The sequence below is a fragment of the Prescottella soli genome (genome assembly GCF_040024445.1).
Taxonomy (GTDB): domain Bacteria; phylum Actinomycetota; class Actinomycetes; order Mycobacteriales; family Mycobacteriaceae; genus Prescottella; species Prescottella soli.
The window spans coordinates 318,299-340,680 of record NZ_CP157276.1; the positions used below are offsets into that span (position 1 = coordinate 318,299).

Annotated in this window: 21 protein-coding genes; 4 read left to right on the plus strand and 17 right to left on the minus strand. The window is 70.0% G+C overall.

The features are described from left to right. Window positions 1-91 precede the first annotated feature (91 nt). Entirely contained in the window at window positions 92-1,987 is a 1,896-nt protein-coding gene (locus ABI214_RS01590) for an alkyl/aryl-sulfatase (protein ID WP_348605470.1), read from the plus strand. A gap of 32 nt (window positions 1,988-2,019) precedes the next feature. Here the strand turns inward: ABI214_RS01590 and ABI214_RS01595 are convergent, their stop codons facing one another. From ABI214_RS01595 to ABI214_RS01605, 3 genes are read right to left on the minus strand one after another with little or no spacing between them, the layout of a single operon-like run. Next, window positions 2,020-2,868 carry an ABC transporter ATP-binding protein gene (locus ABI214_RS01595; RefSeq protein WP_348605472.1) on the minus strand — a complete coding sequence of 283 codons (849 nt, stop codon included), beginning with the start codon at window positions 2,866-2,868 and terminating at the stop codon, window positions 2,020-2,022. Continuing rightward, complete coding sequence (locus ABI214_RS01600) at window positions 2,865-3,917, minus strand: FecCD family ABC transporter permease (protein WP_408586812.1); 1,053 nt, start codon at window positions 3,915-3,917, stop codon at window positions 2,865-2,867. The genes ABI214_RS01595 and ABI214_RS01600 overlap by 4 nt, the downstream gene beginning before the upstream one ends. Window positions 3,918-3,976: 59 nt before the next feature. Beyond that, window positions 3,977-5,452 carry an iron chelate uptake ABC transporter family permease subunit gene (locus ABI214_RS01605; RefSeq protein WP_408586759.1) on the minus strand — a complete coding sequence of 492 codons (1,476 nt, stop codon included), beginning with the start codon at window positions 5,450-5,452 and terminating at the stop codon, window positions 3,977-3,979. A gap of 163 nt (window positions 5,453-5,615) precedes the next feature. On the opposite strand from ABI214_RS01605, the gene ABI214_RS01610 reads away from it, so the two are divergent. Continuing rightward, window positions 5,616-6,362 carry a hypothetical protein gene (locus tag ABI214_RS01610; protein ID WP_348605473.1) on the plus strand — a complete coding sequence of 249 codons (747 nt, stop codon included), beginning with the start codon at window positions 5,616-5,618 and terminating at the stop codon, window positions 6,360-6,362. Window positions 6,363-6,524: 162 nt separating this feature from the next. Here ABI214_RS01610 and ABI214_RS01615 read toward each other — a convergent pair whose 3' ends face one another. Beyond that, window positions 6,525-6,878, minus strand: a complete 354-nt coding sequence (locus ABI214_RS01615; RefSeq protein WP_348605474.1) for a hypothetical protein — start codon at window positions 6,876-6,878, stop codon at window positions 6,525-6,527. Window positions 6,879-6,957: 79 nt separating this feature from the next. Further along, window positions 6,958-7,524: a hypothetical protein gene (locus ABI214_RS01620; RefSeq protein ID WP_348605475.1), complete on the minus strand. Its 567-nt coding sequence runs from the start codon at window positions 7,522-7,524 to the stop codon at window positions 6,958-6,960. 205 nt (window positions 7,525-7,729) lie between these two features. Here ABI214_RS01620 and ABI214_RS01625 point away from each other — a divergent pair, with 205 nt between their 5' ends. Beyond that, the gene (locus ABI214_RS01625) at window positions 7,730-8,194 is read left to right on the plus strand and encodes a PaaI family thioesterase (protein WP_348605477.1); all 465 of its coding nucleotides are present in this window, start codon (window positions 7,730-7,732) and stop codon (window positions 8,192-8,194) included. Between the two features lie 11 nt (window positions 8,195-8,205). Here the strand turns inward: ABI214_RS01625 and ABI214_RS01630 are convergent, their stop codons facing one another. The 4 genes from ABI214_RS01630 to ABI214_RS01645 form a co-directional block, all read right to left on the minus strand. Next, window positions 8,206-9,579, minus strand: a complete 1,374-nt coding sequence (locus tag ABI214_RS01630; protein WP_348605479.1) for an NAD(P)/FAD-dependent oxidoreductase — start codon at window positions 9,577-9,579, stop codon at window positions 8,206-8,208. 148 nt (window positions 9,580-9,727) lie between these two features. Further along, window positions 9,728-11,092: an MFS transporter gene (locus tag ABI214_RS01635; RefSeq protein WP_348611127.1), complete on the minus strand. Its 1,365-nt coding sequence runs from the start codon at window positions 11,090-11,092 to the stop codon at window positions 9,728-9,730. Window positions 11,093-11,653: 561 nt separating this feature from the next. Continuing rightward, complete coding sequence (locus ABI214_RS01640) at window positions 11,654-12,679, minus strand: tyrosine-type recombinase/integrase (RefSeq protein WP_348605480.1); 1,026 nt, start codon at window positions 12,677-12,679, stop codon at window positions 11,654-11,656. 90 nt (window positions 12,680-12,769) lie between these two features. Next, window positions 12,770-14,269 (minus strand): adenylate/guanylate cyclase domain-containing protein, encoded by a 1,500-nt coding sequence (locus ABI214_RS01645; RefSeq protein ID WP_348605481.1) that lies wholly within the window; start codon window positions 14,267-14,269, stop codon window positions 12,770-12,772. Between the two features lie 329 nt (window positions 14,270-14,598). Here ABI214_RS01645 and ABI214_RS01650 point away from each other — a divergent pair, with 329 nt between their 5' ends. Next, window positions 14,599-14,832 carry a hypothetical protein gene (locus tag ABI214_RS01650; RefSeq protein WP_280760422.1) on the plus strand — a complete coding sequence of 78 codons (234 nt, stop codon included), beginning with the start codon at window positions 14,599-14,601 and terminating at the stop codon, window positions 14,830-14,832. 7 nt (window positions 14,833-14,839) lie between these two features. On the opposite strand, the gene ABI214_RS01655 is transcribed toward ABI214_RS01650, so the two are convergent. The 8 genes from ABI214_RS01655 to ABI214_RS01690 all read right to left on the minus strand — a co-directional run bounded on the left by ABI214_RS01655 (window position 14,840) and on the right by ABI214_RS01690 (window position 22,377). After that, window positions 14,840-15,553, minus strand: coding sequence for a SigB/SigF/SigG family RNA polymerase sigma factor (locus ABI214_RS01655; RefSeq protein ID WP_408586809.1), 714 nt, complete (start codon window positions 15,551-15,553; stop codon window positions 14,840-14,842). A gap of 306 nt (window positions 15,554-15,859) precedes the next feature. Next, window positions 15,860-17,251 (minus strand): hypothetical protein, encoded by a 1,392-nt coding sequence (locus ABI214_RS01660; protein WP_348605483.1) that lies wholly within the window; start codon window positions 17,249-17,251, stop codon window positions 15,860-15,862. Beyond that, window positions 17,238-17,933, minus strand: a complete 696-nt coding sequence (locus ABI214_RS01665; RefSeq protein WP_348605484.1) for a TIGR04282 family arsenosugar biosynthesis glycosyltransferase — start codon at window positions 17,931-17,933, stop codon at window positions 17,238-17,240. The genes ABI214_RS01660 and ABI214_RS01665 overlap by 14 nt, the downstream gene beginning before the upstream one ends. Continuing rightward, window positions 17,930-18,631 carry a glycosyltransferase family 2 protein gene (locus ABI214_RS01670; RefSeq protein WP_348605485.1) on the minus strand — a complete coding sequence of 234 codons (702 nt, stop codon included), beginning with the start codon at window positions 18,629-18,631 and terminating at the stop codon, window positions 17,930-17,932. The genes ABI214_RS01665 and ABI214_RS01670 overlap by 4 nt, the downstream gene beginning before the upstream one ends. Continuing rightward, window positions 18,624-19,682: an NAD-dependent epimerase/dehydratase family protein gene (locus ABI214_RS01675; RefSeq protein ID WP_348605486.1), complete on the minus strand. Its 1,059-nt coding sequence runs from the start codon at window positions 19,680-19,682 to the stop codon at window positions 18,624-18,626. Before ABI214_RS01675 ends, ABI214_RS01670 begins: the two co-directional genes overlap by 8 nt. Continuing rightward, a complete protein-coding gene (locus tag ABI214_RS01680; RefSeq protein WP_348605487.1) occupies window positions 19,679-20,500 on the minus strand; it encodes an S-methyl-5'-thioadenosine phosphorylase in 822 nt (273 codons plus the stop codon). Before ABI214_RS01680 ends, ABI214_RS01675 begins: the two co-directional genes overlap by 4 nt. Window positions 20,501-20,563: 63 nt before the next feature. Beyond that, window positions 20,564-21,562 carry an Rv1681 family radical SAM protein gene (locus ABI214_RS01685; protein ID WP_348605488.1) on the minus strand — a complete coding sequence of 333 codons (999 nt, stop codon included), beginning with the start codon at window positions 21,560-21,562 and terminating at the stop codon, window positions 20,564-20,566. Beyond that, window positions 21,556-22,377, minus strand: a complete 822-nt coding sequence (locus ABI214_RS01690; protein WP_408586753.1) for an Rv1680 family SBP-like protein — start codon at window positions 22,375-22,377, stop codon at window positions 21,556-21,558. The genes ABI214_RS01685 and ABI214_RS01690 overlap by 7 nt, the downstream gene beginning before the upstream one ends. Window positions 22,378-22,382 lie beyond the last annotated feature (5 nt).

A 22,382-nucleotide genomic window follows, 5' to 3' on the forward strand; every position in this document is an offset into this window, starting at 1 on the left:
CGGACGCGTTCGGACGGATGCGCGTCGACAGGCGGCTCCGGCGAACCGTGGTTCGCCGGAGCCGAAACCGGGAAACGGCGATAGGGGAAGCATGACCAGTCAGTCGGATGTCACAGTCACGGTGCAGGCACAGCACACGGAGGCGCTGAATACGCTCCCGTTCGACCAGAGCCAGGACTTCGCGGACGCGGAACGGGGATTCGTCGCCGCGTTGGAGCCGGGCGTCGTGACGAACAGCGCCGGCGCGGTCGTGTGGGACAGCGGATCGTTCGCGTTCCTCGACGAGGACTGCCCGGAGACGGTCCACCCGAGCCTGTGGCGCCAGTCGCGGCTGTGCGCGATGCAGGGCCTGTACGAGGTGACGGAGGGGATTTACCAGGTCCGCGGCCTCGATCTGTCGAACATGACGCTGGTCGAGGGCGACACCGGCGTGATCGTGATCGATCCGCTGATCTCCGCTGAGACTGCGGCGGCCGGTCTGGCGCTGTACCGGGAGCAGCGCGGTGACCGGCCCGTGGTCGGCGTCATCTTCTCGCACTCGCACATCGACCACTTCGGCGGCGTCAAGGGCGTCACCACCGTCGACGACGTCGCGGCGGGCCGCTGCCCGATCCTGGCGCCGGTCGGGTTCGTCGAGCACGCGGTGGCCGAGAACGTGTACGCGGGCACGGCGATGGGCCGGCGCGCGGCGTACATGTACGGGGCCGCGCTGCCGCGTGGGCCGCTCGGCGCCGTCGGTGCCGGACTGGGCCCCACCACCTCGACCGGCATGCCGACTCTCATCACCCCCACCGTCGACGTCGACCACACCGGCCAGACGGAGACGATCGACGGCGTCCGCATCGAGTTCCAGATGACCCCGGGCACCGAGGCGCCGTCGGAGATGAACTTCTACTTCCCGGACCGCCGGGCGTTGTGCATGGCGGAGAACGCCACCCACACGCTGCACAACCTGCTGACCCTGCGCGGCGCCCTGGTGCGGGATCCGCACGTGTGGTCCAAGTACCTGACGGAGTCGATCAACCGGTACGCGTCGCGCTCGGACGTGCTGTTCGCCTCGCACCACTGGCCGACGTGGGGCACCGAGCGGCTCACCGAATTCCTGTCGCTGCAGCGCGACCTGTACGGGTACCTGCACGACCAGACGCTGCGGGCGATCAACCAGGGCGCCACCGGCATCGAGATCGCCGAGAACCTGGAACTGCCGCCGGCGGTGGCGCGGGCCTGGCACACCCACGGCTACTACGGCTCGGTCAGCCACAACGTCAAGGCGATCTACCAGCGCTACATGGGATGGTTCGACGGCAACCCGGCCACGCTGTGGGAGCATCCGCCGGTCGACGCCGCCAAGCGGCACGTCGATTTCATGGGCGGCAGCGCCGAGGTGGTGGCCAAGGCGCGAAAGTCGTACGAGGCCGGCGACTTCCGCTGGGTCGCGCAGGTGCTCAACTACGTGATCTTCGCCGAGCCCGGCAACGCCGAGGCGAAGGCACTGCAGGCGGACACGCTCGAGCAGCTCGGGTTCGGGTCGGAGAACGGAACGTGGCGCAACTTCTTCCTCATGGGCGCCTACGAACTCCGCAGCGGTCCGGTGGGGACTCCGACGGTGGCCGCGTCGGCGGACATCGCCGGGGCGCTGTCGGTGGAGCAGGTGTTCGACGCGATCGCGCTGCGGATCGACGGACCGCGCGCGTGGGGCGCGGACATCACGATCGACTGGCGCATCACCGACGAGGGCATCGACCATCGGACCAGCCTGCGGAACGGGCTGCTGGTGCACTTCGACCTCGACAGTGAGGCACCGACGCCCCACGCTCGGCTGACGCTCTCCCGCCGGGACCTCATCGCGGCCGTGGTCGGCGGCGGGGACGTGGCGGGCATGATCGGTGCCGGGAAGATCACCGCGGAGGGCGACGTCGGCAAGCTGACCGAGTTGATCGGCTACGTGGATTCGCCGGACCCGGACTTCGCGATCGTCACGCCGTGACGTCCTGACGCGGTGGGGTGGGTTCGGCGACGCTACTGCGTGCGCGTCGGCCCGCCCACCGCGCCGTACACGTGCCGGGTGCCGATCGGCACGATCAGCGGACGGTCCGAGACGGGGTCGTCGATGACGGCGGCCTCGAGCCCGAACACCTCCTCGAGCAGTTCGGCGGAGACGACGTCCTGCGGCGCGCCGGACGCGACGATCCGCCCCTGCGACATCACGATCAGGTGGTCGCTGTACCGGACCGCGAGGTTGAGGTCGTGCAGCACCATGATCACGGTGCGGCCCATCTCCTCGTGCATGCGGTCGACGAGGTCGAGCACCTCCACCGAGTGCGACAGGTCCAGGTAGGTCGTCGGCTCGTCGAGCAGCAGGATGTCGGTGCCCTGCGCGAGCGCCATCGAGATCCAGGCGCGCTGGCGCTGCCCGCCGGAGAGTTGATCGACGGGACGGTCCGCGAGGTCGGCGACGCCAGTCAGGGCGAGCGCGCGCGCCACCTCGCCCTCGTCGTCCGACGACCACTGCCGGATCCACGACTGGTGCGGGTGCCGTCCGCGGGCCACCAGGTCGGCGACGGTGAGCCCCTCGGGGGCGACCGGGGACTGCGGCAGCATGCCCAGCGTCCGCGCGACGTCCTTGGTGCGCATCGAGGAGATCGCCTTGCCGTCGAGCAGGACGGTCCCGGCACGCGGCTTGAGCAGCCGCCCCAGCGCGCGGAGCATCGTCGACTTGCCACAGCCATTGGGGCCGATGACCGTGGTGATGACGCCGGTGGGGATCTCGACGTCGAGTCCCTCGACGATCACCCGGTCGCCGTAGCCGAGGGTCAGGTTCTCGGCGACGAGCCGCGGCGCGGGGGTGGGCTGGGCCGTGGTGGTCATGCCGAGACCTTCCGGTTGTTGCGGACGAGCAAGTACAGGAGGAACGGGCCGCCGAGCGCGGAGGTCACGATGCCGACGGGCAGTTCGACGGGCAGGATCGTGCGGGCGATGATGTCGCTGCCGACGACCAGCACCGCGCCGGTGAGCGCGGAGGCGATGATCGGCGGGCCCGCCGAGCGGGCCAGGCGCATCGCGACCTGCGGGGCAGCCAGGGCGACGAACCCGACCGGGCCCGCGGCGGCGGTGGCGATCGCGGCCAGGATCACCGACGCGAGCAGCAGCTTGGCCTGCTCGGACTGCTGCCGCACGCCGAGCGAGCGGGCGTTGTCGTCGCCCAGGCGCAGCGCGCCGAGGGTGAACGTCGCGGCCACCGCCCACCCGCCGATGATCACCAGCGCGATCGCCACCGGCCACACCTGGGTCCAGCCGGCGCCGTTGAGCGAACCGTTGAGCCACACCTTCGCGCGGGAGACGTCGTTGATGTCCGCGGAGATGAGCAGCCACCCGGTGATCGCGATGAGCATCGCGTTGACGCCGATGCCGATGAGGATCAGCCGGTAGCCCTCGACGCCCTTGCGCCACGCCAGCAGGTAGATCGCCGCCGCGGTGAGCAGGCCGCCGCACAGCGCCGCCAGCGGGATGCCGAGCGTCGCGAGCAGGCCGACGAACGACCCACCGCCGCCGAGCACGATCAGCGCCACCGCGGCGGCGCTGGCGCCGGAGGTGATGCCGAGGATGTCGGGGCTGGCGAGCGAGTTGCGGGCGATCGACTGCGTGATGGCGCCGGAGATGCCGAGCGCGACGCCGATCAGCACGGCGGTCAGCGCGCGGGGCAGGCGCAGGTCCATGACGATGAACCGCTGCACCTTCGAGCCGCCGCCGAACAGCACGTTGGTGACCTCGGGGACGGAGAGCGGGAAGTCGCCGCGGCCGATGCCGACGCACACCAGCACGAACAGGCACACCGCCAGCACCACGTTGACGACGATCATGTGTGGCCGCAGCACCAGCGAGACCGGGCCCAGGCGCAGCGCCGGGCGCGACGGCACCCGGGTGGGTCCGCCGTGCTCGACGGCGGCGCCGGGATCGGTGGTGGGTTCGAGGACGCTCACAGGCTCGCCAGCTTCCTGCGCCGGACCAGCGCGATGAAGAACGGGGCACCGAAGACGGCCAGCACGATGCCGACCTGAAGTTCGCCGGGCCGCACCACCACGCGGCCGATCACGTCGGCCATCACCAGCATCAGGCCGCCGAGCAGGCCCGCGTAGGGGACCAGCCAGCGGTAGTCGGGGCCGGTGATCGCCCGGGCGACGTGCGGGACGACCAGCCCGATGAACGCGATCGGACCGCACGCCGCGGTGGCGGCGCCGGTGAGCAGCGTGATGGCGACGATGCCGACGGTCCTCGACACCGCGACGTTGGTGCCGAGCGACCGGGCGACGTCCTCGCCGAGGCTGATCACGTTGAGGCTCGGGGTGCTGGCGATCGCGATGAGCAGGCCGACGATCAGGAACGGCAGCACCTGCCAGAAGATGTCGTAGCCGCGGCCGGCCACCGAGCCGACCACCCAGAACCGGTAGCCGTCGAGGCTGGTCTGGTCGAGCAGCACGACGGCGTTCGTCATGGCCTGCAGGAAGAACGCCACGGCCGCGCCGGCCAGCGCGAGGCTGAGGGGACTGGCCTTGCCGTTGCCGATCGACGACAGCCCGAACACGGTGATCGACGCGAGCGCCGATCCGGCGAACGCGAACCACAGGTACTCGCTGGGCGCGGTGAGACCGAGGGCGTAGATCGCGAGCACGACCAGGAACGCCGCGCCCGCGTTGAGGCCGAGCAGGCCGGCGTCGGCGAGCGGGTTGCGGGTGTGGCCCTGGATGAGGGCGCCCGCGACGCCGAGCGCGATGCCGACGACCAGGCCGAGCAGGGTGCGGGGGATGCGCAGCGAGCGCACGATGATGTCGGTTTCGCTGCCCGTGGCCTGGAACAGCGCGTGGAAGATCTCGTCGAAGGACAGCGGGCGGGCGCCGACTGCGATGCTCGCGAACAGCACGAGCGCCAGCAGCGCCGCGAGCGCGGCCAGTCCCAGGAGTCGACGGCGGCGCACCGCGGCGAGCGACGCGTCGGGCGCAACTGGTTCGAATCCGTCCGCGCGGGCGGTGGACTCACGGATTACCTCGGTGCCGCCGTCGCGCCATCGGCGCAGCGCGCGACGCACGCCGATCGGCGCACCGGTCTCGGTGTCGCGGGTGACGAGACCGAACCAGCCCTTGCCGACGGTGGTGCCGGCGTTGCCCTCGCGGAATCCGCGATTCCAGACGAACAGTCCGATCGCGACGGCCAGCGCCGCGCCGCCGAACACCGCGCGGTCGGTCTCGCCGCCGCCGTTCGCGTCGGCGAGGGAATCGACCAGGTACCAGCCGATCACGAGGGGGATCGAGACGACGGCGAGATCGACGACGTTCGCGAACGCCCGCAGATGCCGCGGGGCGGGCCCCTCCGGGACGACCTCCTTGCCGAAGTCGTTCGGCACGTCGTGGTGCCTCGACGCGTCCGGATCCGAGTCCGGGAGGCGGGTCGTCGTCACGGTGGGGGCGCTCCTTGGAAAGCAATGCGGTCTGGCGTCAGGTTACGGAAGCCTAACCGAACATTCGACGGCGGGATCCGTTGCGCCAAGAGTGGACGTGCGGACGGGCGATATGGTTAGGCTAGCCTAAAGTTGCTGTCGGCAATCGACTCTCGATGGAGGCATGGTGTCCGTGAATGCGCAGGCTCAGCTCAGTACGTCCGAGAGCGCGGCACTCGCGGAATCCTGTACCCGCCTGCAGGAAATCTCGCCGGACTACCCGCGCGTCTACGCCGTCGCGGCGATGGCCCGGCAGGGCAAGCGGAGATGGTGGCCGATCGCGGCATGCGCGCGCACCGAGGGATCACCGGCCGATCTGCCGAAGGATCGCGTCGGCCAGATGTACGCCCACCTGCTGGCGGAGCTGTCCTCGCCGCGCGCCGCCGCGGTCCAGGTGGCGGCCGCGCTCGTGCATGCGGTCGTCGGTCGCGTGGCCGCACTGGTGGTCCTCGACGGGCGCGCCTGGGATCCCGGGGTGGACAACCTGTGGGTACACATGGACAGCGACTGCGGGATCGACTGGGCCGGCGTCGTCGACGACACGCTGCGCGTGTTGCCCGACGATCCGCTCGCCGGTTCCCGCGGTGTCGTCACCCTGCCCTGCGAGCGGGCGCTGCTGGTGTGGACCGTGCACCGGTGCCTCACCTCGCTCGCCGCGATCCGTCACGCGCTGGAGTCGACGGCACCGGTCGACACCCCACGGTTCGCGGCACTCGTCGCCGATGCCGTCCTCGGTGCCGCGACGCACGTCCCGATCCGGGCGGGATCGTCGCGCGTGGTGGCGTCGCGCCGGGGTCAGGGTCTCCTCGACGCGTTCGAGGCGGCGGGGGTGCCCGTCCGCGCCCGCGCGCTGCTCGCGACGGCGTGCTGACGACGGGGTTGCATGTAGGGCAGCCTTGCCTATGCTTGGCTGGTCGGTACTGCTGGACCGTGTCGGAGTCCTGAGGGCTGCAGCGACTCCCGGTCCCTTCCACGGCGGGTTCCGTGCACTGCGCACGGAACCCGCCGTCTCGTCCGTTCCGCGGCCATTCGTTCAGAGGCCAGCGACGAAATCGTGAGCCTCACGCGCGGCGTGGCGCCAGGTGGTGAGCGTTGCGTCGAGGTCGTCGTTATCGACAGGGAAGGCCACCCACTCCGTCATCGTCCGCTTGCCCATCGTGACTTCCCGCGCGCTTCCCGCCTGCACGACCTCCTCGGCCCGGTGTCGCGGCAGCTTGACGATCAGGCGGCGGTCGTGGCCGAGGAACGTGAAGATCTTGCCGGCCACCCGCAGCCCCGGACTGCGGAACATGGTGCCGAACTCGACGTGGGGCTCGCGAAGGAACTCGGCGGCGAGATCGTCGAGCAGCGCCCGGGCTGGATCGGCCCCCTTGGATGCTTCACCCATGGCTCCTCCCGCGGGGCATGTCGGTGTTCTTCCGGGTCCACGCATTGCGACCGTAACGTCCGTCGCGGGCCCCGGGGCATCACTCGGAGGGAATCACCCGGAACATGCCGCAACCATTTCCGCCCTCGCTCGTCTGGAACCTCGCGACCGTCGTTCCGGTTGGATCGAGCACGGCGTACTCGTCGAAGTCCGCCACGATCGTCATGGGGCAGCGCCACAGCGAAGGGTCGGTCGAATCGGGGAGCGAGACGAGGATTCTCTGCACCTCGCCGCCATCGGTGACCACCGACGGCGGTGGAACCAGGTCGCCGGCCATGACATCGATCGGTGCGTCGCCGTCGCCGCTCGGTTCGTGCACGTAGTGGCAGCGGATCAGGGTCACACCCGACGCAGACGGGGCCTGTTTGTAGGCAAGGAGCCACTCCCGTCCGCGCAGCCGTCCTTCATCGCCGTACCTCGACGCCTGCGCACATTCCCCTGATCCCGGCGCGGCCGCGGCGGATGTCGATTCCGCGGCACTCGCCGCGGGTTCCGCGGTCGAGGTGTCCGACGCGCAGCCGACGAGCGCGAACGACGAGACCACGCCCACGGCGGCGAGCCCGACGGAGGCGGCGGCACGGCGACAGCGTGCGTGAGGTGCAGGCATGTTTAGCGACGCTAAGTGGCGACAGGGCGTCTATGTGGGGTTTTCGGGAATCCGGGTCCGCCGGACCGGCTGTGCGGCGGGGGCGGTTGCCCGGCCTGCGGAGGTGTGGATCACTATGACGAGGTACATATTCGGCAGGCGGTCACGTCGACGGGGCACTTCACCGACATCGGCGCGACCGCCCGGACGACTGATGGAGCAATACATGGCGAGCGAGGCAGAGCACGCATTCGTGCTGGGGGACGGAGCGGACCCGGCCGAGGTGAACGCGTTCCTCAACAAGGGGTTCGGGGAGGCGCTCGGCCTCGAGTTCACCGAACTGACCCCGGATCGCGTCCGTGCGCAGTGGAAGGTCACGCCCGCGCTCTACCAGCCGTGGGGAATCATGCACGGCGGCGTGCACTGCGCGGTGATCGAGTCGGTCGCCAGCATCGCCGCGAGCCTGTGGCTCGGCGATCGTGGCCACGTCGTCGGCGTCAACAACAACACCGACTTCCTCCGCGCCACCCGCGACGGCGTCCTGTTCGCCGAGGCGTCCCCCGTGCACCGGGGACGCAGCCAGCAGTTGTGGCTCGTGACGGTCACCGACGAGCAGGATCGGGTCGTCGCACGCGGACAGGTCCGCCTGCAGAACATCACCGAGACGGCCGCGCTCGGCACCAACAAGTGAGCGTGGCCGGTTCAGCCGGCCTCGCGTGATTCGGCCGCGCGGCGCGCTCGACTCTGCTCCTGCAGGACGTCGATCGCGTTGCGCGCGAACACCTGCTGCTCGGTGGACGCCATCTGCGCGCGTCCCCGGCCGAGGAACGAGACCGTCCACGAGATCACCGTCGACAGCCGGCTCCGGAACCCGATCAGGTACATCAGGTGGATCACGAGCCACATGATCCAGCCGATGAACCCGCTGATCTCGAGCTTGCCGACCTTCGCGACGGCGCTGTGCCGGGAGATCGTCGCCATCGAACCCTTGTCGAAGTACTTGAACGGCTGCCGGTCCTCGGGTCGCGCATCGTCGAGCGCCGCGCGGATCTCCTTGGCCGCGTACTTGCCGCCCTGCATCGCCACCTGCGCCAGGCCGGGCAACTTGTCCAGCGACATCATGTCGCCGATGACGAACACGTTCGGATAGCCCGGCAACGTCAGGTCCGGATTCACGTGGACGCGGCCCGCCCGGTCGACCTCGGCGCCCGACTGCTCACCCAGCTGGCGCCCCAGCGGGCTGGCCTGCACGCCGGCCGACCACACCTTGCACTGCGCCTCGATCCGGGTCTCGGTGCCGTCCTGGTTCTTGATGACCAGACCGTTCACGTCGACGTTCGTGACCATCGCGTTCAGTTTGATCTCCACGCCGAGCTTCTCGAGCCGCTCGGCGGCCTTGCGGCTCAGCTTGCCGCCGTACACCGGCAACACCGCCGGCGCCCCGTCGAGCAGGATCACCCGGGACCGACGCGGATCGATCCGCCGGAAGGCCCCCGCCAGGGTGCGGTGCGCGAGTTCGGCGATCTGCCCGGCCATCTCGACGCCGGTGGGCCCGGCACCGACGACGACGAAGGTGAGCAGCCGCTCGCGTTCCTCGGGGTCGTCGGACAGCTCGGCCTGTTCGAACGCGCCGAGGATGCGGCCGCGCAGCTCCAGGGCGTCGTCGATCGTCTTCATCCCGGGCGCGAACTCGGCGAAGTGGTCGTTGCCGAAGTAGGACTGCCCGGCCCCCGCGGCGACGATCAGCGAATCGAACTCGGTGACGGTCTCGCGGTCGAGCAGCCGCGAGGTGACCTTGCCGGCGGCGAGGTCGATCGTCTCGACGTCACCGAGGAGCACCTCGACGTTCTTCTGCTTGCGGAGCACCATCCGGGTGGCCGGGGCGATGTCGCCCACCGACAGGATCCCGGTCGCCACCTGGTACAGCAGCGGCTGGAAGAGGTGATGCGTCGTCCGCGCGACCAGCGTGATGTCCACGGGCGCGCGTTTGAGCGCCTGCGTGGCGAAGAGCCCCCCGAACCCGGAGCCGATGACCACGACGCGCTGGCGACGGGGTTGTGACGAGGGGTTGCTCATTGCGCGCTCCTCGAAGGTCGACGAATCGTCCTGACACTGTCACCGTAACCGTCGGGTGGACGGTCGGCTCGGCAACTCGGCCACGGAAACGGCTGCGGGCGGTGGGACGTTTCCCCACCGCCCGCAGCCGGTTGTCAGAACGCGACCGTCACGCCTCGGCGTACACGCTGCCGCGACGGATCAGCAGGGTGAACCCGATCGTCAGCAGGCCCGCGACGATCATCAGCGCACCGACCGTGTTGAGCCCGGTCACCGTGGGGCCGGCCGCGGTGGCCGACGAGGCGAGCAGCATCGTCGCGATCGAGGTGCCGATGCCCTGGCCGCCGGTGCGCAGCACTGAGTTGGTGCCGGTCGCCTCGCTGGTGTTCCCCTCGGGCACGGCCTCGACGATGAGGTTCGGCAGCGCGGTGTACGCGAACGCGGTGCCGATCGACACGGTGATGATCATCGCGACCATGCCGGCGACCGATTCGTGCAGCACCAGCATCATCGCGCTGCTGGCGACGAAGAGCGCGGTGCCGAGGAGCATCGAGGCACGCGATCCGGCGGCCCGTGTGATCCGGCCGCTGAGCGGCGTGCACACGAACCCGAACAACGAACCGATGAACGACAGCCAGCCGGCGTTGGTGGGGGAGATGCCGAGGCCGAACGCGGACGTGGTCGGGGACTGCAGGATCATCGGGATGATCATCGTGCTGATACCCATCGGGCCGACGGCGATGGCCAGCGTCGCGCACATCGTCAGCGCGACCTTGCGGTCGGTGAACAGGCGCACGTTGACGATCGGGTCGGTGACCCGCAGTTCCCACAGCACCCACAGGGCGAGCACGACGAGGCCGCCGACGATCAGCCCGAGGGTCTTGGCGTCGGTCCAGCCCCACGCGCCGGACTTGTTGATGCCGAGCAGCACCGCCGCGATCGCCGGGGCGAACGCGATCGTGCCGACGTAGTCCACCTTCTGGGTGCTGCCGACGGCGGGACGCCACGGCAGCACGAACAGCACCAGCAGCAGAGCCATCACCGCGTAAGCGGCCGCGACCACGAAGATCATGTGCCAGCTCGCGTGGTCGAGCATGAATCCGGCCACGAGCAGCGACGCCGAGCCGGCGGCGACCGCGGAACCCGAGATGATCGCGATCGCGACGGGAACCTTGGCGGCGGGCAGGTGCTCGCGCGCCAGGCCGATGCACAGCGGCAGGATCGCGCCCGCGACGCCCTGGATGGCGCGGCCGACGATGATGCTGCCGATGCTGTCGCCGATGGCGCTGACGAACGAGCCCAGTGCCGCGGCGGCGAGCAGGACGACGAGCACCCGCTCGCGCCCGTACATGTCGCCGAGGCGACCGCACACCGCGGCGGAGGCGGCGGCGACCAGGAGGAAGGCCGTCACGGCCCAGCCGACCGTCGCGGCGTCGCTGTGGAACTCCCGGATGAACGTCGGGATGGCGCCGTACACCATCGACGTCTCGAACGCGCTGATGATCTCGACCAACACGAGGACGGCGATGATCACCCACGCGGGGCGCTGACGGTTGTACCGACCACGCGCTGCGGCGGTGGGGGGCGCCGCGATCGTGGTGGGGTTGTCTGCGGTTGCTGTCACTGAAGTAGATGTCCAGACTCTTGACCGGCCCGGAATGCGGGCGGTGGTGCATGAATTCGAAGAATCGCGAGGTCGTCGCGCCTGACGGGCCGTGAGCGGCCATGGGTGGGCGACGCTGCTGTTCCGTGGGTCACAGTGTGGCCAGTCACTATCGGCGCACCGCGTGGCTGCGCACCCAGTGGGACTGTGCCGTGACGCGCGCTACAGCGGTGAACTGGGGAGATGAGGAAAAGGCCTGGTGGAGGCGCCGCATCGGCAGCCTGCGGTGGCGACGCGACTCTCACTGGCCGGGACACGAATCCGCGCCGCGGCCCGCCCGTGCATCGGCGCCGGACGCGGGCGGGTCGAACAAACCATCGACCAGTGTTCCAGCCCGTCCGCCGTTCCGGTGCGGAATCGTCGAAATACCGTGTGCCGCAATGCCGCCGACCGTTCTCCGGCGCAGGACGATCGCGGCGACCCTCCGAGCGGTCAGTTCCCGTCGAGCAGCCGATACAGCGGATTCCGTGCGGCCGCCTCGCGCACCCCGGTTCCCGCGCCCTCCGTGTACACCTGGGTCGTGTTCATCGACTCGTGACCCAGCATCCGCATCAGCGTGAAGATGCTGACGTTCTCGTCCGCCATGTTGGTGGCGAAGGTGTGCCGGAACTGATGCGTCAGCGCACCTTTGGCGCGTTCCCCGTTGATGCCGGCACGCCGATAGGCGCGCAGCACCCGGTACTGCAGCGTCCCGCGTGTGATCCGGGCGCCGTCGGCCCCGACGAACAGGGGATCGGTGCTGCGGAAGTGCTGCCACGCGGTCGCGTCCGACGCCACCCGACGCTTGGTCGAACCGGGGAACCGCTCGATCCGCGACTCCAGGTAGCCGGTCAACGCGGCCACCAGCGCGGGCTCCGCCGTCGCGACCCGCTCCTTGCTGCCCTTGCCGCGGACCAGGATGACCTTCGCCGAGCCGGCCGCGGCATCGACCGCACCGCGCACGTCCCCGATGTCGACCGCGATCAACTCCGACGACCGCATCCCGGTCAACAACGCCATCAGGATGATCGCGAAGTCGCGTTCCCCCCACGGCCGGACGCCGTCGGTGTCGTCCTCCTGCAGCGTCGCGATGAGCCGGGCGACCGCGTCCGACGGCAGCGCCTTGGGAATCCGCTTGGGTGCCTTGGGGCGCAGCACCGCCGACATCGGATTGGCGACGATCGCGTCGAGCGAGAACAGGAAGTCGCACAGCGTGTTCCAAGTGGACCAGCAGCGGCGGATCGACGCGACCTCGTGGGTTGCGGCGAACGACGCGAACGCCTGCTGCATCGACGGCTTGGTGATCACGTCCAGCGGCAACTCGCCCGCGGGAACACCGGACTGCTGCGCCAGGAACTCGCAGATCCCCGCGTAGTCCTGCCGGTACGCCTTGAGCGTGTGCGGTGACGGCTTCGCCGTGCTGCGGTGCAGCAGGAACTCGCCGAACCAGGCGTCGAGTAGCCGTCGATCGTCGCTCACGCCGGTTCGCTCCAATGTCCTTCCGCTGCCCCTCGACTCGGACGGACCAGCACATGTGTTCGATCAGTACCCGAGCAGTGTATAGGCCGATCACCCGGACTCGGGCCGGTGCCACCGGCCCCCGCGGTCGGACAACCGGACCACGGTGCGCGCGAGACGCGGGGTCGCCCGCACCACCCTCAGGAACATCCGGTCGAGCAGGTTCGGTGCCGGCGGACCGTCGCACGGCCACGGCTTGTCGGACTCGTCGGGGTCAGCGTTTCCCACCCCGAACAGCTGCCACCTCCCGGGTACGCCACGGAGCGTGTGGACGCCACGCCCGACGAACCCCAGCCCCGAGTCGTGCCCGAGATCACGCACCGACCGGGAAACGAGCACCTCGCCCGGCCGTGCGATCCCGCACATGCGGGCTCCGATATGGACGGTCATCCCGGTCAGATCCGAGCCGTCGTGCTCGACGACACCCGAATGCACTCCGCACCGGACCCTCAGGCCGAGGGCAGACACGGCCGACCGGATGCGGTCCGCGCATCGCACGGCAGTGATCGGGCCGTCGAAGACACTGAACGTGCCGTCGCCGACCACGTTGACGACGCGGCCACCTGCCGCCTCGACCAGTTCGCGCACCTGACGTTCGTGCGCCGCGCGGAGATCCCGGTACGCGAAATCCCCGATCCGGGCGAGCAGTTCCGTCGAACCCACGAGATCGGTGAACAGGACGGTCGCGAGGAATTCGTCGGCCTCGACGGGGCGGTCCGCGCCGGTCGCCACGAGCTCGAGTTCATCGAAGGCGGGAATCAAGGATTCGCCGAGCGACGAACCGCGCAACGTCTCCGGCAGCCACTCGAACGTCCCGCGCGGTATCTGGTCGGCTACGTAGCGTGCGACGTTCTCCGGGACCGGGCCGGACGGCACCAGCAGCACGCGCGCCGGCGCCTGAATCGCCGGCAGCATCGACGAATAGTCCGATCGGAGCGACCGTTCGAGGTAGGCGCGGGCCGTGGCCGGGGTGGCCGAGCAGCGCTCCATCATCGCCATGATCCGACGATTCCGCGGGGAGTCGAGCGCGGGATCCCACATGGCCAGGCTCATGCCCGAGCCCCACGCGTCGAATGCGGTGCGCCATCCGTCGACGAACCGCTTCTGCGATTGCGCAGTCCACCCGTGCGGGACTCCGGCCGCGACCAGCGCCTCGGCGAACGGCTGGACCAGGACCAGCCCGGCGACCCGTTCCGGAGTACGTGCAGCGACCAAGGACAACGCGGCGCACGTGCTCGCGACGCCGCCCATGGTCGCCGACGCCATCCCCAACTCGTCCATGACGGCGACGATGTCGTCGGCCTGCTCCTCGATCGTCGGGATGTGATCGACCGGGTCGGACATGCCGAGCCCGCGGCACTGGAAGTACGCGGTCCGGGAATACGTGGAGCCACGCGAGAGGACGTAGTGGATGTGGGGATCGGTCCACATCAGATCGAGATGGAGATTGATCTCCATGAACCAGACCACATCATGGCCGTCGGCCCCGACGACCTGGAAGGCGAGTGCACGCCCGGCACGCTGGACGTACCGAGTGACCGGTGGGTCCACTTGTTCAGAATAACCGCAGGTCCATGGCACTTCACGTGGCGCGCGAATCGGGTGGCGTCGGCGAAGACGTTGCTTCACCCTCAATTTCACCCCATTCCAGCTTTCGCTGAACGACCCGATCTCGCTAACTTCATATCGCCAGGCACACCCCCCGACGTGTGCCTGGCTTCAACTTTCCAGCGTCCCGTTGCCCACACTTCTCGGTAGCTCGTCCGAGTGCGGCAACGGGACGCTGTCGTATGCGGATCCGTGTGTAGTGCCATCGCGTCCGGGGTATCCACCTGACATGCCGGCTGGGGTTCCCGCCGGCTCGGACGAGGAGGCGGACGATGTCGACCTGCGAGACGTGCGGCAACGACTACGACAAGGCTTTCACGGTCATCATGGGCGACCGCCGAGGGGTTTTCGACAGCTTCGAATGCGCCGCACAAGCGATGGCTCCGGTGTGCGGTCACTGTGGATGCCGCATCCTCGGCCACGGCGTCGAGGACGAGAGCCGCATCTTCTGCTGCGCCAACTGCGCGCGGCGGGCGGGTCACGAGCAGCTGGTCGATCGCGTGTGACCGGATGTCACCGCTCGATCTGGTCGCGCAGCGTCGCGAGGGAGCGAGCCAGGAGCCGGGAAACGTGCATCTGGGAGATCCCGACCTCCTCGGCGATCCGGCTCTGCGTCAGATTCCCGAAGAATCGCATGAGCACGATCCGACGCTCACGGTCGGGGAGTGCGGCGAGCGCGGGACGCAGTGTCTCGTGGTCCTCGACCGCGTCCAGGCGCGCATCTTCGTCGCCGAGGACCTCCGCGAGGGGGTGATCGTGGACGCGGCTCCCGGAACCCGCATCCACCGACACCGTCTGATAGGCGTTCGCCGCCAGGAGTCCCTCGCAGACGTCGTCCACCCCGATCCGCAGCTCGGCGGCGATCTCGAGAGACGTGGGAGGACGTCCCAGCCGCTGCGAGAGGAGCGCGACCGAACGGGTGATCTCGAGATGCAACTCCTTGACGCGCCGGGGCACCCGCACGGCCCACCCGGTGTCGCGGAAGTGCCGGCGCACTTCGCCCATCATCGTCGGCACCGCGAAGGCCACGAAGTCGGAGCCCACGTGCACGTCGTACCGGTTGACCGCGTTGACCAGCCCGACACGGGCCACCTGAACGAGGTCGTCGTGGAATTCTCCACGGCCGTCGAACCTGCGCGCGATGTGATCGGCGAGGGGCAGGCACCGTGTGATCACGGAGTCGCGGAGCACGACGTAACGCGGGTCGCTGGGGTCGAGCGACGCCATGGACTCGAAGACCGGACCCACGTCACGGTATTCGTCGGCGTGCTCGACCGGACGATTCACGCAATCGACCTGCGGGATCGTCGGGGGGAGTGGAACGGTGGTCCCGCACGGTTCGTCGGCCGCGCATCGGGCTCCGGTGCGTCGTCGTCCCTCACGTGTCCTCCGTTCGGCCGGACATCGGATGCGTCCATCGTAGGACGGTTCGGCATCCGGGACAGGTGACACTGTCGGTGATCACCCCGTTCAACTGGAGATCACCTGTCCGCGGCGGAATGCGCCGACCGATCGTCCGGGCTGCCGTGCGACCTACCAGTTCGTGAACAGCAGGTGGTTGACGGCCAGGGCCCCGGCCACCTGGGCGGCGAGCCAGTACCGGTGGCTCGGGGGCGGAAGCAGAGCCGGCGCGGCGAGCAACCACAACGCGAACGGCAGCCAGATGCGTTCGGTCTCCGCCTTGCTCAGTGCGCTCAGGTCCGCGATCAGCACGGCGAGCACCGCCGCAGCGACCAGAACGTTCACCGGCTGCCGGGTCCGCAGCTCCCGCCAGGCGAACACCCGCGGCAGCGCGGCGGCGACCGCGATGCCGGTGGCGCACAGCAGCGCCGCCACGTTGGCCCAGCCCCAGTACGCGAACGGCCGATCCGCGGCTATGCCCTGCCAGTACCGCTCCTGGACCAGGGTGTACCCCTCGAACCACCAGAAGCCCACGAACGTGAACGCGGCCGCCACGGCGAGCGCGCCGGCGAGCGCTCCGACGAGCGGGCGGTAGCGGTCGGCGACGACGAGGACGCCCGCGGCGGGGATGGCCATCAGCGCGAGGCCGTAGCTGAGGTAGACCCCGAACCCCAACAGCATCCCGGCCGTGACGGCTGCCGCGATCGGCCACCGCACCGTCCCGGTGGCCGCGACGGCGAGCAGCGCGATCCCCCACGCGGTCACGCCGGCGAAGAGTCCGTCGCCCGAGACGGCGATCCAGATCGCGGCGGGCGCGATCGCGACGAACGGTGCCGCCGCGCGGGCCCGCGATTCGTCGCCGAGTGCGCGAATCGTGACCACGACTGCCGCGGCCCCGGACGACCCGACGAGCAGGCACGCCATCGCGGCCCACGCGCCTCCGCCGAGCCCGACCCGGTCGAGGAAGACGAAGGTGAGCAGCGCGCCCGGTGGATGCCCGGAGACGTGCGTGTTCCAGGAGTCGGGCTGGTAGTCCAGGATTCGCCCCGAGAATCCCCGCAGCATCGCCGGGACGTCGGTGACGCCGGGGACCTCGCTCAGATACTCGTCTCGGGACACCAGACGGCCGGTGAAGCCGCGTTGCCAGCCGTCGACCATCGCCAGCGAGAATGCCCACGCGGTCGCCGAAGCCCAGGTCGCGAGCGGGAGCCAGTGCCACGGCAGCCGGAGTGCGAGCGAGCGACCCCAGGCCACCGCGCCGACTCCGATGAGCAGGGCGGTCGGCGTGCCCCAGCCGATGTGCGGCTCCCACCAGCCGAAGATCGGCGCCGCCTGGGCGAAGTCATGGATCTTCTGCGCGTTGCTCCGGATCAGGGGCGTCACGGTCCCGAAACCCAGGTGCGGCACCACGAACGCGACCACGACCAGTGCGGCAGCGGCCGCCGCCGCGGCCAGGTCCGCACGGGCAAAGCGCGCTCGGCGCGTTTCGCGAACTGTGGACCTGCGCTGGTCAGCCGAGGCCATGGTGACCGCATTGCCGCAGGCGCCGGGCGACCGCGCGGAACCTGCTGTCCGGGGCAACCTCGCCCGCCACCCTGCGTACATCGCCGGGGGTGTCGACGTCGGAGAGCACCGGAAGGCGGGCCACCCGCCAGCCGCGCTGCACCAGTCCGCGCAGGGTGCGGTCGCCGGTGTCGCACCGCGACGGCGTGATGTCCGCCAGTATCTCGGCCATGTCCGGTGTCGAGACCCCGAGCGCCCACCAGCCCCCGTCGGTGGCGGGGCCGAACACCGCGTCGACGTCCGGCCTCGTCAGGGTGGCCGCGGCATCTCCCAGCAAGGCGGGCGTCACCTGCGGGGTGTCCATCCCGATCTGCAACACCGGGCGGTGCGCGACCCCGGCCGCGTCGGCGTGCGCGTTCACGAGCCGCCGCGCGAAGTCGTCCCCGCGCTGCGCCACGACGACGAAGTCGTCCAGCACGGCCGCTATCTCGGCACCGTGACGGGCGGCGGACAGCTCGCCGGTAAGCGCCACGACCCGCGCGGTCACCGCCGTCCGCCGGGCCGCATCGAGGGTGTCCAGTAGCGATGCCGATGCGAGTTCGGCCGCATCGTCGAGCGAGATCGTCGGGGCCAGTCGCGTCTTCACCTGTCCCGGTACCGGGGCCTTGGAGACGATCAGCAAGGTGCATCGACTGTTCGTCATCCCCTCGCCTTCCCGAGCACCAGCACCTTCCAGAAGTCCCGAGCGGCGCGGACACTGCCGACGACCGACCCCGACACCTTCGACACCCCGGCCGTCCGGGGCCGGTAGGCGACATCGCGCTCCTCGACGCGCAGACCGGCCCGTGCCGCCCGGACGAGCAGCTCGAGCGGGTAACCCGACCGCCGGTCGGTGATGCCCAGCGTCAGCAGAACCTCCCGCCGTGCGGCACGCGCCGCACCGATGTCGTGCACGTCCAGGCCGTATCGTCGGCGCAGCCGGCGAGCCACCAGCGCGTTGGCCAGGCGCGCATGAACCGGCCAGTGGACATGGGGCACCGGCCGGCGTCGACCCACCGCGAGGTCGGCCCCGCCGCGCACCGCACCGACCAGCACCGGCAGATCACCCGGGTCGAGCGACCCGTCGCCGTCGAGCACGCACACGATCGATGTCCGGGCGGCCACGATCCCGGTATGCACGGCCGACCCGTATCCGGGCCGGGGCTCGTAGACCACCTCCGCGCCGCACTCGCGCGCGACGTGGGCCGTCCCGTCCTCGGATCCGTTGTCCACGACCAGGGCCAGGTACCCGTCGGGTAGCTCCGCCAGGACTCCCGGGAGGGCCCCGGACTCGTTGCGGCACGGGATGACCACGGTGACCATTTCCTCGCCGGACTGCCGGCGGTCCGGCAGGTCAGACATGCGGCGCCTCGCTGGGAATCGTGTCCCGCATGGGCGCGGCGGCGAACTCGGCCAGGCCCGCTCCGGGCGTGATCGAGGCCCGGAACCCGAGCACAGCGGCGGCCCTACGCGGGTCCGCCACGATGTGCCGAACATCCCCGGGGCGGTACTGCCCGGTCACGACCGGCGCCGGCCCGTCCCGGGCCCGCGTCAACGCGAGCGCCACGTCGCCGATCGTTATCGGTTTGCCCGAGCACACGTTGACAGGCTCGAATCCGCCCAAGGCCGCCTCCACCGCAAGGACGTTCGCCTCGGCGACGTCCCGCACGTGCACGAAGTCCCGCGTCTGCCCGCCGTCCTCGAACACCGTCGGGGCCCGGCCGGCGTCGAGCGCGGAGCGGAACATCGCCGCCACCCCGGAATACGGTGTGTCGCGCGGCATCCGGTCGCCGTACACGTTGTGGTACCGCAGCGCGGTCACCGACCCTCCCGTCGCAAGCGACCACGCCAGTGCGTAGTTCTCCTGCGCGAGCTTGCTGGCCGCGTAGAGGCTCCTGGGGCGCAGCGGCGCATCTTCCGGCACCATTTCCCAGCTCAGTGGCTCGCCGCCGACCGGGCAGCGGTGGTCGAAGACGCCGTCGTCGAGATCGCCCCGATCACGCGGGGCAGGGTCGACCCGCCCGTGGTCCGGGCACCGATAGCGGCCGTCTCCGTAGACCACCATCGACGAGGCGAGGACCAGCCTCCGACACCCCCTGCGGTGCATCCCGGCGAGCAGAACCGCGGTGCCGTAGTCGTTGTGACTCGCGTAGGCCGGTGCGTCGGCGGCATCGACACCGGCGCCGACCACCGCACTCTGATGGCACACCACCTCGACCCCTCGCAGCACGCGTCGGAGGGCGTCGCCGTCGCGGACGTCGACACGGACGACACCCCGAGGCACCCGCGCCGCACGCCCGTGCGCCGACCCGAGCATCGCGTCGATTGCCACCACCTCGTGCCCGCGGTCGACCAGGGCGGCCCCCACGTGCCCGCCGACGAATCCGGCCGCTCCGGTCAGCAGGACTCTCATGGCAGCTCGATCGGCAGCGTGACTCCCTCGTGCACACGGCAGTGCGAACACACCGCGGTGCTCGGCGCCGCCGTGATCGCCGCACGGACCAGATCCTTGAACGGGCCGACGTTCCGCTCGAACTCGGCGAATGCGTCCACCGCGCGGACCCCCTGGCCGACGTCGACACCCGCATCCAAATCGGTGATCAAAGCCAATGTTGCGTAACACATTTCGAGTTCCCGAGCGAGCACGGCCTCGGGATGTCCGGTCATGTTGACCAGACTCCAACCCTGAGCGGCGAACCACCGGCTCTCCGCCCTGGTCGAGAACCGCGGCCCTTCCACCACCACCATGGCGCCACCGTCCACCGTCCCGGGCCGCAACGCGGCGGCGCGCAGGTCCGGACAGTACGGATCCGCGAACTGCACGTGCACGGCGCCGCCGTCGAAGTACGTCTGCGATCGCCCCGACGTCCGATCCACCAACTGATCGGGGACGACGATCGCTCCTCGACCCAGACCAGGGGAGAGGCTCCCGGCGGCGCACGGAGCGAACACCTTGTGAACGCCGAGGCTGCGCAACGCCCACATGTTCGCGCGATACGGGACGGTGTGAGGAGCGTGCTCGTGCCGGGCGCCGTGCCGCGGTAGGAACGCCGTCCGCCGGCCGGCGACCTCCCCGACGGTGATCGGCGCGCTCGGCCGGCCGTACGGCGTCTCGACGTCCACGACCTCGGCGCCGGTGTCGAAGAACGTGTAGAAACCGCTTCCACCGATCACGGCCATGTCCGGGCCGTCCACGCGCCGTGGCGCACCCTGTGCTGCCATCTCCGTCATCCTTCTCGCCTCTCGAACCGCTGCGGGGTGGATTCGTGATTGCCAGGTCTCGTTCGTGCCGAGTCAGGCGCAGGGGAAGAGTTCAGCGGCGCTGGCTGCCCGCGCCCATTGCTCGGCGAACGATCGCGCGATCTCGTCCAGTGCCGGGGTGAGCGGCTCGATCTGCCGGGTGACCAGCGAGTCTTCGTCGATCGCGGCTACCGGATGCCAGTAGATGCCGTCGGCGGTGACCGTGATCTCGGGAACGAGGGATCCCCGGGTGAGCACCTGGCCCTTCACCGCGGCGCCTTCCTTCGCTATCGGCCGCACGACCTGATCCTCGGGCGCGATCCCGAGGTCGTCGAGGAACTCGTGGAAGGCGGCCAACGCGCCCGGTGGGGGCGCCGCGACGGTGGCAGCCACCCGGACCCGGAAACCCAGCGCGAGGGCTGTACGTATCCCCGCGACTGCCCTTGCCCAGCTGCCGGACCCGCGATGCGAATCGTGCAGCTCCGGCGTTGCCGAATCGAGACTGATCTGCAGCGCCACCCCGCCGCGCGGGAGGGACTCGAGCGCGCGCAGCCCACGGCCCTTGAACACCATTCCGTTGGTGAGCACCGTGGTGGGCGCCAGCTCCGCACAACTGGTCACGATGGTGCCGATGTCAGCGAGTAGGAACGGCTCACCGCCGGTGAGGAAGATTTCGCGCACACCCCAGTCGGTCGCTTCGCGAGCCAACCGCGCGATCCGATCCGCGCCGAGTTCGCGGCGCGGTGTCCGCGGCGACGACGCGACACAGCAGTAATCGCACGAGAGGTTGCAGTGGAAGTTGGTGTACATCCACAGCCTGGCACCGGGCATCCGGTCCGGCCCGAGCACTTCGAGTGGATCGGGCGGGCGGCCTCGCCGAACGGTGATGCTGCCGACCCCGGAGTCGTCCACGTCCGCGCCCACAACGGTGTTTCCGGTTCGCGCACACCACTGTTCGGCGACGTCGCGGTCTGCGGCCGAGGTGATCGGCACCTGACCAGTCGCGCCGTCGGCCAGCGTCACCGCGAGACGCATCAGATCGAAGATCACCATCGCGGATCGATGCCCTGTTCCGCCACGGCGGCGAAGAGCGGTTCGTACCCGTCCAGGTGCGGCCGCACCCACTGTCGGAGTCCCTCGAGCTCGAGAATCCTGCGGTGTGCGGGATTACCCCAGTCCATCGCCAGCAGCTCGTCCAGCCACGGGGTGTACCGCTCCGGTGACAGAGTCCCGAGCGCGGTGAACATGCAGTGGCAGTACCCCTCGGTCTGCCACACCACCTCCAACGCGTCGGGCATCAGTTCCTCGCGCCCCATCGCGTTCCAGGTGGTGATCCCGATCGCGGCAACATCCGCGTCGCCGGCGAGAACGGCCTCGACGGCATCCAGCTCGCTGCGGCCGGTGTCGCCGTGCTTGCCGATGTCCGTGTCGAACCGGATGATCTGCACGTCCGACGCGGGCACACCCGCCTCGGCGAGGTAGTGGAGCGGCAGGATCGCAGCGTGCGCGGAGTCGGCGGACCCCAGCGCGAGCCTCTTCCCGGCGATGGCTTCCGCGCCCTTCAGACCGCTGCCGGAACGGGCGACGAAGACCGTGGTGAAGCCGACGTCGGTATCGCGCTGAGCCAGCGCGGTGCAGTGACCGTCGGTCTGCATGACCGTGCGCACGTAGGCCAGGTTCGTGTTCCAGGCGACGTCGACGTGTCCGGCAAGCAGGGACTCCACCAGCCGGCCGTAGTTCGAGTAGAGCACGAAGTCCATCTCGGTGCCGGGGACGTCGGACTCGGTGAAGTAGGTACGGATCCCCTCCCAGATCGGCACCACGTTGGGGGTGTAGGCCACCGCGCCGACGATCAACGGATTACTCATCAGGA

What these genes read in the sequence shown, in the direction of transcription:
- ABI214_RS01590 (WP_348605470.1), top strand. Translation starts at nt 92, where the DNA reads ATGACCAGTCAGTCGGATGTCACAGTCACGGTGCAGGCACAGCACACG.
- ABI214_RS01595 (WP_348605472.1), bottom strand. Translation starts at nt 2,868, where the DNA reads ATGACCACCACGGCCCAGCCCACCCCCGCGCCGCGGCTCGTCGCCGAG.
- ABI214_RS01610 (WP_348605473.1), top strand. Translation starts at nt 5,616, where the DNA reads ATGGTGTCCGTGAATGCGCAGGCTCAGCTCAGTACGTCCGAGAGCGCG.
- ABI214_RS01615 (WP_348605474.1), bottom strand. Translation starts at nt 6,878, where the DNA reads ATGGGTGAAGCATCCAAGGGGGCCGATCCAGCCCGGGCGCTGCTCGAC.
- ABI214_RS01620 (WP_348605475.1), bottom strand. Translation starts at nt 7,524, where the DNA reads ATGCCTGCACCTCACGCACGCTGTCGCCGTGCCGCCGCCTCCGTCGGG.
- ABI214_RS01625 (WP_348605477.1), top strand. Translation starts at nt 7,730, where the DNA reads ATGGCGAGCGAGGCAGAGCACGCATTCGTGCTGGGGGACGGAGCGGAC.
- ABI214_RS01630 (WP_348605479.1), bottom strand. Translation starts at nt 9,579, where the DNA reads ATGAGCAACCCCTCGTCACAACCCCGTCGCCAGCGCGTCGTGGTCATC.
- ABI214_RS01650 (WP_280760422.1), top strand. Translation starts at nt 14,599, where the DNA reads ATGTCGACCTGCGAGACGTGCGGCAACGACTACGACAAGGCTTTCACG.
- ABI214_RS01655 (WP_408586809.1), bottom strand. Translation starts at nt 15,553, where the DNA reads ATGGCGTCGCTCGACCCCAGCGACCCGCGTTACGTCGTGCTCCGCGAC.
- ABI214_RS01660 (WP_348605483.1), bottom strand. Translation starts at nt 17,251, where the DNA reads ATGGCCTCGGCTGACCAGCGCAGGTCCACAGTTCGCGAAACGCGCCGA.
- ABI214_RS01665 (WP_348605484.1), bottom strand. Translation starts at nt 17,933, where the DNA reads ATGACGAACAGTCGATGCACCTTGCTGATCGTCTCCAAGGCCCCGGTA.
- ABI214_RS01670 (WP_348605485.1), bottom strand. Translation starts at nt 18,631, where the DNA reads ATGTCTGACCTGCCGGACCGCCGGCAGTCCGGCGAGGAAATGGTCACC.
- ABI214_RS01675 (WP_348605486.1), bottom strand. Translation starts at nt 19,682, where the DNA reads ATGAGAGTCCTGCTGACCGGAGCGGCCGGATTCGTCGGCGGGCACGTG.
- ABI214_RS01680 (WP_348605487.1), bottom strand. Translation starts at nt 20,500, where the DNA reads ATGACGGAGATGGCAGCACAGGGTGCGCCACGGCGCGTGGACGGCCCG.
- ABI214_RS01685 (WP_348605488.1), bottom strand. Translation starts at nt 21,562, where the DNA reads ATGGTGATCTTCGATCTGATGCGTCTCGCGGTGACGCTGGCCGACGGC.
- ABI214_RS01690 (WP_408586753.1), bottom strand. Translation starts at nt 22,377, where the DNA reads ATGAGTAATCCGTTGATCGTCGGCGCGGTGGCCTACACCCCCAACGTG.